Source organism: Poriferisphaera sp. WC338 (assembly GCF_050931845.1).
Lineage (GTDB): Bacteria > Planctomycetota > Phycisphaerae > Phycisphaerales > Phycisphaeraceae > Poriferisphaera.
Window position 1 is genome coordinate 3,117,965 of the sequence record NZ_CP194516.1, and the last position, 12,967, is coordinate 3,130,931.

Annotated in this window: 7 protein-coding genes; all 7 read right to left on the reverse strand. The window is 49.8% G+C overall.

The genetic code is table 11. The features are described from left to right. Positions 1-9 precede the first annotated feature (9 nt). The 7 genes from ACQ6WK_RS12860 to ACQ6WK_RS12890 all read right to left on the reverse strand — a co-directional run bounded on the left by ACQ6WK_RS12860 (position 10) and on the right by ACQ6WK_RS12890 (position 12,964). Positions 10-1,131 carry an extracellular solute-binding protein gene (locus ACQ6WK_RS12860; RefSeq protein WP_432797782.1) on the reverse strand — a complete coding sequence of 374 codons (1,122 nt, stop codon included), beginning with the start codon at positions 1,129-1,131 and terminating at the stop codon, positions 10-12. 193 nt (positions 1,132-1,324) lie between these two features. Then, a complete protein-coding gene (locus ACQ6WK_RS12865; RefSeq protein WP_432797783.1) occupies positions 1,325-6,172 on the reverse strand; it encodes a cobaltochelatase subunit CobN in 4,848 nt (1,615 codons plus the stop codon). 26 nt (positions 6,173-6,198) lie between these two features. Continuing rightward, the gene (locus ACQ6WK_RS12870) at positions 6,199-6,537 is read right to left on the reverse strand and encodes a DUF2149 domain-containing protein (protein ID WP_432797784.1); all 339 of its coding nucleotides are present in this window, start codon (positions 6,535-6,537) and stop codon (positions 6,199-6,201) included. Next, positions 6,524-7,132, reverse strand: coding sequence for a MotA/TolQ/ExbB proton channel family protein (locus tag ACQ6WK_RS12875; protein ID WP_432797785.1), 609 nt, complete (start codon positions 7,130-7,132; stop codon positions 6,524-6,526). The genes ACQ6WK_RS12870 and ACQ6WK_RS12875 overlap by 14 nt, the downstream gene beginning before the upstream one ends. Next, positions 7,129-7,881, reverse strand: coding sequence for a hypothetical protein (locus ACQ6WK_RS12880; RefSeq protein WP_432797786.1), 753 nt, complete (start codon positions 7,879-7,881; stop codon positions 7,129-7,131). Before ACQ6WK_RS12880 ends, ACQ6WK_RS12875 begins: the two co-directional genes overlap by 4 nt. A gap of 475 nt (positions 7,882-8,356) precedes the next feature. Beyond that, the gene (locus ACQ6WK_RS12885) at positions 8,357-10,903 is read right to left on the reverse strand and encodes a glycoside hydrolase family 127 protein (protein ID WP_432797787.1); all 2,547 of its coding nucleotides are present in this window, start codon (positions 10,901-10,903) and stop codon (positions 8,357-8,359) included. A 264-nt stretch (positions 10,904-11,167) separates the two neighbouring features. Then, positions 11,168-12,964 (reverse strand): hypothetical protein, encoded by a 1,797-nt coding sequence (locus tag ACQ6WK_RS12890; RefSeq protein ID WP_432797788.1) that lies wholly within the window; start codon positions 12,962-12,964, stop codon positions 11,168-11,170. Between the last annotated feature and the right edge of the window lie 3 nt (positions 12,965-12,967).

Below are 12,967 nucleotides of genomic sequence, written 5' to 3' on the forward strand. Positions count from 1 at the left end.
AGTTTCAGTTTATCGCCAGTTGGCGCGGTCCATGGTCTGAACAGCTTCACGATTGTTATCGCCAAGCACGGCAGCATTAAGGTCGTCTGTCTTGAATGTACCGAGTAGCCGCACCACCTCTGCGGGCTTGGCGTCTTTGACCACCGGATATTCATATGTATTTGCAACCCAGGCTTCCTGAGCTTCAACTGTGGTCATGTACTCAAGAAACTTAATGGCATTTGCTTTGTTTGGCGCTGTCTTCACAATGCCGGCACCTGAAACGTTCACTTGCGTGCCGCCTTCTTTTTGGTTGGGGAACACGATGCGGATCTTCTTTGCTAAATCCGCATCACCTTCGCGGCGATTTTTTAGCATGAAGGCATAGTAATAGTGATTTGCAACTGCAACTTTACCCTCCCCCGCAGCCAATGCCCGGAGTTGATCGGTATCGCCACCTTGCGGTTTGCGCGCCATGTTTGCTACCACACCATTCGTCCACGCCTGCGCTTTTTCCTTGCCTTGCTTTCCGATAAGCCAAGCAACCAACGACTGGTTATAAATATTTGATGATGAACGAATCAACAGTTCACCCTTGACCTTTGGGTCGGCCAACCCTGCATATGTGGTCACATAATCTTCAGACACATCTTTGGACAAAAAGATGCAGCGGATGCGGACGGTTAGTGCAAACCAAAGGCCATCGGGATGCCGCAAATTTTCCGGAATCCGTTCGCTAAGGACCTTGGATTCAACCGGTTGGAAAATTTTCGCATCAATCCCCTTCTGCAAACGGCCGGCGTCTACAGTGATAAAGATATCCGCAGGACTTAAATCGCCTTCGCGCTTAAGCCGAGCCAACAATTCGTCGGCCTTGCCTTTGATCACGTTAACTTTGATGCCGGTCTGCTCGGCGAATGTCTCAAACAGCGCGTCATCCGAATCATAGTGACGTGACGAATAGATATTGACTTCCCCGTTGTCTGCGGCAAGTGAATTGTCTGCAAAGCCGAAGACCAGTACAAAGATAAATGTAAGCATTCGCATCGTGATTCTGCCATGAATGGGGTTAAGATTAATCAACACACAAAAGACTGCTCGTCCAGCGAAGGGACTGAGCCGGATCACAGACAGCCGAGTGTGATATTTCATCAAACCGACTTCATCGCGATCAGGATCGACCTCGCCAGTATACGTAATTGAGACTGTGTTGCAATATTGGTTATCTAATGGCGATTCGCGGCTACAAATCCACCTAGCCACGCCGGCACGGAGGGCTGGTGCTGTAAAACAAGCCTTCATAGCCTCTGAATCGGCAAATCATGACTTTCCCGCGTGGCCCCGATCAAACCTGCTGCTTCCGCTTACGCAGTGCGATGAGGATGATTACCACGAACACGCCAACAACCACGGAAACGACTGTCCATTGGCTGGATCCGTCGTCTTGCTCTGCCAACACCTCAGGCGTAGGTTGCTCTGGGTCTTGCGCTTCAAGCGTTATCCCCTCAGCGGCTTCCTGCTTATTTGCAGCAACCAAAACTTGCTCGAGATTCCCGAGATAGTCCTCACGCGCTCCGTCGTCGAGTTTCTGGCTGATCATCTCACGCAGTTTTGCGTTATCACAAACAAACCCGCTGCAGCCAGCACCAAACTCCTCGATCAATTGCGTGTGTAAATCGATGATACGTTCGATTGCCGCATCGTCGGGATTCCAATATCCCTTGCGTACCGTCTCGAGCATAATCGCGGTCATTTCCTGCAATGCATAAGGATTCTTTTCTTGGAAGAACTCTTGGATCTGTAAATGATGCTTGTCCTGAACATACACTTCTTCGTACTTGTTCCAAATCTCCTCGTCGATCATCGTGGGCTGCATCACATCCCAGCCATAGGTATTACGGAAGGTCTCGGCAAAAGACTCGGCTGCGGTCGCACCTTCTTCCTGCATCGCAGCGATGTACTTGGGGTTAAGCATGGTCGTGCGCGCTTCATGCCAAATAGCTTTCTTGGCATTCTGCACGGTTGGCCGACTCGAATTTCGCAAGTCGCTGAAGTAGGAGTCCGGGTCTTCGCCGGTCACGTGACGGATGGCCAGTGTCATGCCGCCCATAAACTCATAAACGTGATCGAGTGACAGCGGACCCCATGTGTTGGACGATCGAGGATGGACCACTGTATCTGCGTTTTGCAGCGCGGCCTCGAACATGCCGGGCACGAAATCACCCCAACGATCTTGGTCGTAAACAGCGCCCATGTTGTTGAGGTATTGGTCAGCAACCTGGTTTTCTTCGTCCCAACGGTCGCCGGATTCGACCATGCCCATGATCCCGGCGCCGTAGTTACCGTTGAGCCCGCCGAACACGCGCAATGTTGCCAGCGCTTTGGCTTCGTCGGGTGCCACACCGTTCTGCTTCATGACATCTTCCGCAGCAACCGCGCCCTCAGCAACATAGTTCGGATACTCCGCAGTGCCCTCAGCACTGGCGGCCAGTTCCACAGCTTTATTAATGAGGTAAATGCGACTGGCACCCAGGTCACGGAACTGCCCCGAAGTTTGAACGATCACATCAATGCGCGGCCGGCCTAATTCTTCACTAGGAATCAAACGGACATCATGGATGACGCCGCGGCGATTGCGCACCGGCTCCACACCCAACAGGTAAAGAATTTCAGCGATGGTGATACCTTCCTGCCTAACGAATTCGCTGCTCCACAGGCTGAACCCCACCTTCTTCGGATAAGCGCCGGTCTCGGCGAGCTTCGTTGCAAGCAACTGATCGATCAATTCGCGGCCAACATCCCATGCTTCCTGGGTCGGTGTTTTCTCAGCATCAATGCCAACGAGATTGCGACCAGACGGCACAGCAGATGGGTTCACCACCGGATCGCCTCCGGTCTGAGGTTCGATGTATCCACCAGCCAAGCCTCGGACCAGTGCATCAACTTCAAGCTGCGGAGAATCCTCTAACCCACTTCGCCAAGAATCAATCGATTCTAATGTTTCACGGAAGGTTTTTTCCAAGTCCGCACGCTTCTGTTGTACGGGATCAACAGGAGGATCTTGACGTTTAGGATTGCTGTGGGGATTCGCCCCGCCGTAATCGCGCCCATGGCCACTGCCGCCATGTTGCCCGCCGCTGCCACGGCCTTTACCGGCATGGCTTGCTTCTTGACTCTTAGGCTGCCCCTCACCATGGTTGTTATTGCTACTGTGGCTGTGGGCTTGTCCTTCACCATGCGTGTGTGGCACAAGTGAAAACACATCGGTGCGGTATTTTGCATCACCAACTTTGAACAATACATGCACTTTGGCTTTGAATGCTTTGCCTTTTAGCCATGAGGCGTCGACATCGGTATCACCCGGGAAGATGAAGTAGTTAGTCTTCCCGCCGGTGCGTATGTTGGCGATGCCGTCTTCATCTTCGTTTTTATCCATGTTGCGAACCGCAAGCGTAACGGTAGTTCCGTTCCTAGCGTCATCACTGTTCACACTTTCAAAAATAACCGTCACTAGAGTTTCGGCAGCGAGATCGTAAGGCGACTTCCCATCCTTACCCAGCACCCAAAGCTCAAGGTCACCCTTGTCATCATGAAGTTTTAACTCGACCTGCCCCACCAGCTTACCATCCGAATCACGCAGCATCGCGAGCATGCCATCGTGAGTACCCACGTGATCGTGCGCCCCCGCGTGAGAATGATTATGAGATTGCTCATCGCCGTGATTGTGGCTATGCCCATTGTCGTTCGCATGGGTATGCGTGGTGCCATCGCCATGGGTATGGTCGTTGCCGTGGTTATGGTTTTGCACATTACCCACGACATGCGTGTGGGTTGTCCCGTCGGCATGGGTGTGCCCAACGGTGACTGGTTTGTGGATCGTCATGGCGACTGCATCGTTGACGGTAAAGAAATCCGCGGGCTGTGCCTGACCTTGATAGATCGCATCAATCATTTTCAGGGAAGGCTCGCGATATTTTTCGAGGATGATGTGACTGTCCTCAGCCTGCTCTTTGGTGATCTTGCCATTCAATTCGTCTAGTTGTGCCATGGTATAGGCAAGGTAATCGATCGCGATCAGACGCACCGTTTCGTATGTTTCCTCGTCACTGTATGGTCGCCCCAAAACGTGCAACCCTTTGGTGACCTTGGCCTGCTCAAGATCGTGCATGTAGGTATGGATGTCGAGTAATAACTCGTCCGTGATTTCAATGGTTTCGATGTTTTCGATGTCGAGGTCTTTGTGCATATCGAGCGAGATCACCAGTTCACGCACAGTCTCTAAATAGCGTTTCTTGAGCAAAGGATCTTCAACACTCCGGTGTCGGTCCATCGCCTGATGCATTCGCTGGATATCGTCATAGATACCCGAAGCCATGAACGGCGGCGTGATATGGGTAGACATAGTAGCGTAGGTTCGCCGCTTGGCGACCAGTGCCTCACCGATGTTATTGATGGAATAGAGGTAGAAGTGAGGGACGCCCGAAGTGAGAATATCCGGCCAGTCATGGTCAGACAGAGCCACCTGTTTCCAAGGCGTAAACTCGACGCTACCGTGTGTGCCAAAATGAACGATCGCATCGGCTTGGAAACCTTCCTTTGCCCAAAGGTAACCACCGATATATGGATACGGCGGCGCTTTTTTCACACCATGAACCAAAGTGACATCGTCGTCACCATAACCTGCGGGTGGCACAGGCATAAGCACGACGTTACCAAACTGGAGGCGCGAGACTACAAGGTGTGATTGCCCATCACGAACCACACTCATGTATGGCCCCGGCGCCGGACCGTATTCCTTTTCAAGGTCGGTGTAAAGTTCGGGCGGAAGCCACTTCTTCATCCATTGCCGGAAGGTACTGGCTGGGATCAACTCGGGATTGCCGTTGGCGTAGTAGTTTTCCAGCGCGCCCTTTGCATAACCGCCGATGACCGGTCCCTCGACCTGAATGCGCTGGTACAACGCATCGCTGGTTTCGGGCAATGGGCCGGTGCTATAACCCTCAGCTTTTAGTCGTTTAAGCAGGTTCAACAAAGAAGGCGCGATCTCCAGACCTTCAGCAACCATCGCGTTCTTGCCGGCCCCTTTGTAATAAAAAACGACCAGCTTCTTGTCTTTGTTCGGCTTGGTTTGCAACGTCACAAAGCGATTGGCCAGATCGGCGAGCCGTTCGATACGCTGATCCAAACCTTCAAACAGCAGCAAGCCACGTTCGTTCTCAAACTGTGCCGCGATGGCGTAAGGGACCACGCCGCCATCTAGTTCAGCCATGACGACGTTTTGACTTAGCATGCCGCCGTCCATCCCTTGCTGACTCTTCTCCCAATCCTCATGCGGCGCAAAGACCACCAACGGACTGAGCATCGGAATGTTCTGTTTTTTAAGCCACGCAGGCCCGGCAGTTCCTGCCAGCCGACCATGCGGAATAAAAATCATCAGATCAGGATCAACCGCCTCAAGTAAATCCATGCGTTTAGAAAAACCTGTGACGGGGTAGACGTTCATCCCTTTGGCTTCAAGCCCTTCAATCAGTGGCTCGAGAAAACCACGACCGCTTGAAAGCCCGAGAATTTGACTTAGCAGCGCGACCTTGGGCCCGCCTTCAGTGTAACGCCCTTTCTCTTTATAAAACGCTTCATACGCTTCTAATGTTTCAAAGACATCTTCCTCACCTAAGTGGTAGTAGTAATTCTTTGGATAAACAAAAGGCTCTCCGATCTCATCGGTATGCGAAGTCTTACCATGAAAGACGCGCCGCGAGTAATTCAAGACGCCGCGTAGATTGCGCGTTCCACCATTTTGCAGACTGGTCTTGATGAACTTGGTTTCCGCTTCGCTCAGGTTAGACAGGTCTTCGGTAACGGTCGGCGTGGAGAAGTAGATCTTGACACCGCTGTCAATGCCCTGCTTGATAGTATCGCGTTGCTGGTCGTTCAGGTTCACACTGCCGTGAGCGAAAAAGTAAACCGCAGCGTAGCCGCGGACATCCGGAAACTCTTCTTTACCAAGGCTCAGGCGATCAATCTTGATGTAGTCATTGTCGTTGGCTTCGATAATGGCGTCGTATTGAAAGTCCATGAAGTTAACAAAAGCAATATGCGTCGGCGCATTGTATTGCCTGTAGAACATCACACCACCGACGACAATGCCCAAGGCGACTAGGACAAGGATAATCAATAAAGGCTTCTTATTCATAGTTCAAACAATCTCTAGCTGATGACTCATTCGGGTACGTAAATAATTTTTCCATCTTCAAGCTGGTAAGCGGTTCCCACCCGTTTGCCTTTACCGGCTCCTTGCTCACCGCTTGCTTTATAACGCTGGATCTCCTGGCCCTCTTTGACAATGATTTGCATATCCTCTTGACCGGGGTTCTTAACCATCGTGAAATCTTCTTTCGTGAAGATCTCCGCGATCTGAAGCCGCGTGACGACAGCTACCATGAGCGCCACAGCAAACACCATCGCCACATCGAAGAGATTGGCCATACCGGACAGTGGATCGCTGTCACTGTCGCCGCCGATCCGTCGGTAACCGCGTTGGCTTCTAAACCGTTTCATATTGGGGGGACTCAACAGAGGATTCGATAATGTACTGGAGGCTGTTAACGTCTTGCACAAACCAGCGTTTTTTGACTAAGAGTGTGAGGTAGCCGACCCCCCCAATAAACACCCCGACCACCGTCGTCGCAAAAGCAACCTGCATGTTGGCAGCCATAGAGACGATGTCTCCGGAAGCCAAACCTACCAAAGCCGGACCCATTGGAATAAGCGTACCCATAAGACCGAGCATTGGCCCAAGCCGCATGAGTAACTTGGATGGCTCCAGGTGCTTCTCGCCCTGCAATTCAAAGTCAGACAGGATTTTCTCAGCATGGACAGCGTTCCATTCCAACCGCTCGACGCGAGTGAGTGCGTCATACAAGGCTGGATGGTGTTTGGCAACAGTAGCATAATCCACATCCTGCGCAGATTGCGTTTCAAGCTTGCCGTAAATCGAGTCCATGGTTTTCTCCAAACGCCGCCGAGCCATGTATCCCCCATAAAAACCGCCCAGCAAAAATAGCGCCCAAACAAAGCCCAAGATGACCAATACGATCACCGGGATCATCATCGCGGTCGAAATCCAGTAGAGAATATTTGTTACAAACGTCAAAGCCACAAACCTTTCGATTGCCGAATTCTGTGATGGATCGTCCAAGCCCCATAGCCCAGCACTGCCACCACAGCCATGCCGCTTAAAGCCAAAAGCGTTGGAGCCAACTCGACGGCATAGGGATCGCCGATCGCGCGAGTGCGCGAAGCGATAATCGGGACAAACATTGCCAACCCAATCTGCAACATCCCGAGCTGCATTCTGGTTTCGATGCGGCCGTCCCGCTGCGGCAACAGCCAACGTGCGCCAGCACTCAAAACCAGCAGCAACAGAAAGATCGACACCGCTAATAGCACCGTGATCAGCCGGAAGGAAACCCCGCTGACTTCGTGAAACAGCCAAGACTGAAGAACCAGCAGCGCGACGATCATAGTCAGCGCCGGAATGTAGACCACCACTCCAAGACTACGCCCGCCGCGGCACCGTAAACACGCTGCAAACCCCTGCCCCGGCCACGTCCCCTCCGGTCGGCGATCTGCGTCTTGTGTCGTCAACTTGTGGCATGTCCAAAGCAGAAATAAGCCCTCAACAATCAAGCATAAGCTTAATAGCGCCATCGAATCAGGGGCCGCAGCCGCCTTGATAAGATTCTGAAAGTTGACACTGATGATGTAGGGATATGCCACGAAAACCACCAATGCAGTGGTGAAACAGACCAATAAATGCCGCCATGAGGACGTCATCAGAGACAGGCCCAGCACAGTTGCCAGAAAACCGGTGAAGGCCAAGAGGTAGGAAATCAGGAGCATCTCGCGGTATCCAAAGGGTAGGGTCAGTGCCGCAAGACTAATTGCGACTGCGTCTCATGAACAACTTAAAGCACAATGTACTCCACGTCAAACACGGAACGTGTCTAGCATATGGGTTCTATGTGAGGTTAATCGCCTTGCGTGGCTCGAAAACCGTGTTTCGTGTGAATTCAGCCAATGAAGCACTTAAAAAATCTATGAGCAAGCTTTGCCAAACTGAATGCGGGAATTGTTCTCATGCAACGATTTCGAGACCTTCGCCGAACGCGTAGAGTCACCGCCAAAATGATTCTTTTTCGGCAAGGCAAATTCTATGTTCGACAAGGTCGTCCAGAGACTGATTCGCGGACTTGTTCAAGTACATGAAACCCATGCCAATGCGCCTTGGGTTTTGTTGGTAATACTGAATCATTGAGAATAAAAATAGGCCGCGTCAAATGACACGGCCCATCAAGAAAATTAAAGTTCGCGACCTTTAATCGACAAATTTAACATCCACTTCTAACAAGCCCATCGCAAAATCCCGCTGTGCTTCGAGATTGATGCGGAACTTCTTTGTAACCAGCGGTGTACCAGGATGAACCAAGTTGAACTGAGATGCTTTGGTGCCATATGCATCAGTAATATACAGATCAAATGGTTTCCATTTTCCGCCTTCATGTACTTCAAGCGACCAAGATTTAGGTACAGCACATTCGCCACCACTTGGACGATCATCATAGAAATACAATGAGATGCTTTCAATTTCACGTGCCTTCTTCAGCTCGCATTCAATCCACTGTGATTTGCCTTTTTCTGGCCAACTCGTCCAACGTGGAATTGAATGATCGTCGGAGTGAGATGGCACTCTGCCATCACCAATTCCAATAACGCCATCAAGCTGCCATGTATGCGATGCGTCGATACGTTTGAATGGGCTATCTTTACCCATCGGTGTTTCTTCAGGATAGGCCATGGATTGCTTCTCTGGCATCCAAACCGTCATCGAACCAACACCACGATTGTTCCATGCATAATAGGGTATGAGCGTAACATTACCCGATTTCGCATTCCCGTCATCATCAATGACTTCATCTGTAGCCAATTCAACAAACACAGTGTCATGGCCATCCGCGATTCGTTTCACCTTGGCACTTGTATTCGCGAAAGTCGATATATCGTCAAAAAAGAAACGATTAACACTGCGATCATCATTATCGATCTCTTCAGCACACATCACCAGCGGGCCACGTGTGAATGCGACGCGGTCACGATTGGCTGCAACTAGATCAATTGTCTTATTACTACGAACCGGCATAGGCAAATTGAGTTCGACCACATCCCCTGATTCCCATTCACGATCGATCACAGCAAAACCCTTTTCGGTCGCATAATCAACAGGTGATCCATTGACTGTGAGTACAACTTGATCAGAAGAATGATTGGCGAAAGAGTATAGTTCGCCCGGAACAAACTGCTTATTGCCAGCCCAGGTTGGGATGCGCATATGAATTGAGAATTTAGTTTGTTTTTCAGGTGAAACTTCAAGTTTCACATTACCATCAAGTGGATACTGCGTGGTTTGCTCGAGTGAAACATTTGTACCATTGATAACTGCATCTGTTTGACTACCTGCATAGAAGGTCAGGTATAGATTCTGGTCATCATTTGCATACATCATGCCCGAGAACTGAGGCACAAGCCGTGCAATGTTGGAAGGACAACATGCGGTACCAAACCATGCGGCACGTGTCTTGTGGCCGTGGTTGAATGCATAATGTCCGTCAGTCGCAAGTGGGTTAACGTAGAAGAATGTATCACCCTTCAGGCTCACACCAGCGAGAGAGTTGTTGTAAAGCGAAACCTCAGCCACATCAAGATAACGTGCATCTTTTTTCAACAGGAACATACGGTAATTCACAAGCACATTGCCGATTGCAGAGCACGTTTCGTTGTATGCTTCTTTGTTGGGCAGATCGTACTGTGGCCCAAAACCTTCGATACCGTGAACCGCACCGAGGCTGCCGGTAATACCCATGCGTGTATTAACGATATCACTCCAAATGCTATCAAGTGCAGGAATGAGCGTTTTATCACCAGCAATTGCGCTCACATCAGCCATAGCTGCATATAGATATGTCGCACGAACAGCGTGGCCAACAGCTTCGGTCTGTTCACGAACAGGAAGGTGTTGCTGCCCATATTCACCCGAAGTCGTTCCGCCACCAGTAGGTCTGTATGTAACACCTCTGATGTCAATGAATTGCTTGGCCATATCAAGATATAGCTTATTGCCAGTCACTCGTGAAAGTTTCACAAGAGCCAATTCAATTTCTTCGTGGCCGGGTGCCTGATTAACAGGTTTACCATCGTTATAGTTCTCATCACCAATAAAGAAAACTTTGTTGATATGCTTGGCATTCTTTTCGGCAACTTTGAGCAACGAACCTTTTCCAGTTGCTTGATAATAAGCAATCGCAGCTTCATAGAGGTGCCCCATGTTGTACAGCTCGTGGCTATGATCCACATAACTATACTCACGATTACCCATTCCACCATGAGGATGACGTTGACTTGCACCAGTAATGTGCGATGGATATAGATAGCCGTCATCACGCTGCGCGGCCTCAATGATCTTGATAATCTTGTCCATCTGTCGCTCAAGCTTGGGATCGCGCTTTAGCTTGAGCAGGTAGGCGACACCTTCCATCACTTTATAGAGGTCGGAATCGACAAATGGGTGCGGATGGTGATAAGAGACATCCTGCCCCATATGGAATTTTGCTGCGGCGAGCACATGGTCGATGCCGACTTGAGCTTCTTTGAGTGAGTGAGGCACGAGAACTTCGCGCTGAATTTTCAGACGTGGTAACCAAAAGTCGTCGTTTAGCGTCACTTCATGAAACTCGATCGGTGCAAGTGGATAATCAGCCCTAGCTTGCTCTTTTGCAATTGAACTCTCCGCCGAAGCAAACTGACTCGCTAACAAACCACATCCTCCAATCACAAGGCCGGTAAAAAGCAATTTTCTGATTTCAAGCATTCTTAATCACCAGTTCAGAGTAATAAATTTAGTAACATAGAACCGCGGCCACTGATAAAGATCACCAACTGATATCACATCAAATAATTATCGCATCACACTTTTTTTGATCTCAAAACCGCTACAAGCAGGACTTCATCATAACGAACGGTTACCTACCAAACCATATCTATCACCCCCCACTACATTGCAGATATACAAGTCGTAGATATAAAAAAAAGCCGACTACATGAGTCGGCTTCGCAACCAAACGTTTGATTTCCCTTATGGCGATGATTTAGGGAGCATATCTTGACGAGCACTGTCAGGCCTCACGAAATAATCTTTATCTGGTGATATGAACTTCGCTCCCATAAACGTGACTTCTCCAAGCTTCTCACCTTTCACACCTTCAGTTGGCGTCCAATCATAAAAGCTCATACGGTGCGGTACGGCTACTCCACCAACACGCGCATAGTCATCATAGACAATTGCATGAATCGTTTTTTGCGCTTCTGCCACACTCGTTCCATAAGTCACGATATAACTCATTCCTGCCACCGCACGGCCGACTGGATCAACATACACAATGTACCAATCCTCGGGTGTGTCGCCGATGCCGTCACCAAAGGTCATGCGGAACGCGGGCAACTTCTTGCCATCTCGCCAAAGCGTTTCACCCATATACTGCACGTTCACACCGGGGTCACTGAGTTTAAACTGCACCGCAATAAAATATGGCCAAGTCAACAAATGAAAACGTGCACGTGGAAACTCAATATCTTGTGGGCTGACCCATGCATTACTACCGTCATATACCATTAAGGTGCCATCATCAAGATCAATCGTCGAAAGACTAAGATCTGTCGAGAATGCAAGCACACCTTTCAAGCCTTCATTCCCTCCCCAAACCATTTTCAATCGACCTTCAATTGCTTCACGTTTATACCAGCTAGAAAAGCCTGCATTTTGCTCAACCATACGTACCAATTCGCGCGCCCTCTCATCGCCATGCGGCCATTCGCCACCCATCGTCGGCACAGACATCGCCGGCTGGTCCGCTGCTTCAACTTGAATCGTTTCCGTCACTGTCGATGTAGCATCTGGTGTTGTAGTTGCGGTTTGATCTAACCCTTGATCATTCGTGTTCATACTCCCTACCACCGGTGGTTCAAGCCCCGCATTCTCTTCTGCATGAGTTGAAGATTGTTCTTGCTCCGCGGGCTGAGTTGCCGACATCACTTGCCCCTGCTCACCCACAACTAAACCTGTTTGCGATGCGGGTACAGCCGCTTTACCTGTCGTTGATTCTGTGGATTTTGATTCAGTCGAAACGGGCTGTGTTCCAGCAGGTTTGACAGGTTCAGCTTCTTCATCCTTCTTATCACTGTCGCTCGCGGCCTTATCTTGCTTATCTGATGATTGAGAAGATTGGGCTGCGGTATCGGATGGCTTTTCTTCAGAACCAGATTGATCTGCAGCAGGCTGCTCCATCGCGGCACCGTCATCTCCTTTAGAAGCACTTTCTTTTTGTGTTCCATCCAATGACGTATCTGAAATCATCTTACTATCATCTTTACCTGCCTCATTACCTTCGTCTTTCTCAGTATCATTATCCGTATCTTTGCTGGTATCTTTATCTGTGTCAGCCTTCATAGCTGAATCTTGTTCTGGATTGATCGTATCCTCCGTAGATGGTGTTGTCGTACCCATTGAATCGGTAGTATGATCTTCGTCATCCATTTTCGGTGCCATCGGCGCGGATTCTGTGTCCGCCTCATCTGGTACCAAAGGCAATTCAACAACAACATCTTCTTCCTCAACAACTACCACATCATCATCAGCCGTATCGTTATCCGGCATTTCGGATGGTGCACCAACTTCAGGGATGTCTTGCTTATTCATCGGTTCAGATGTCTCCGGCATCGGCTCTACATCCAACATGATCATTTCATCAACCTCTGCTGCTGGCGCAGACATATCCGCTTCGGCTGGTGGTTCCTTCTTACAACCCACAAGCATTAAACCCATCACCACGAGACTACCCAACAATATCCCGTATACACCCTTGCTATGCTTCATGAT

What these genes read in the sequence shown, in the direction of transcription:
- ACQ6WK_RS12860 (WP_432797782.1), bottom strand. Translation starts at nt 1,131, where the DNA reads ATGAAATATCACACTCGGCTGTCTGTGATCCGGCTCAGTCCCTTCGCT.
- ACQ6WK_RS12865 (WP_432797783.1), bottom strand. Translation starts at nt 6,172, where the DNA reads ATGAATAAGAAGCCTTTATTGATTATCCTTGTCCTAGTCGCCTTGGGC.
- ACQ6WK_RS12870 (WP_432797784.1), bottom strand. Translation starts at nt 6,537, where the DNA reads ATGAAACGGTTTAGAAGCCAACGCGGTTACCGACGGATCGGCGGCGAC.
- ACQ6WK_RS12880 (WP_432797786.1), bottom strand. Translation starts at nt 7,881, where the DNA reads ATGCTCCTGATTTCCTACCTCTTGGCCTTCACCGGTTTTCTGGCAACT.
- ACQ6WK_RS12885 (WP_432797787.1), bottom strand. Translation starts at nt 10,903, where the DNA reads ATGCTTGAAATCAGAAAATTGCTTTTTACCGGCCTTGTGATTGGAGGA.
- ACQ6WK_RS12890 (WP_432797788.1), bottom strand. Translation starts at nt 12,964, where the DNA reads ATGAAGCATAGCAAGGGTGTATACGGGATATTGTTGGGTAGTCTCGTG.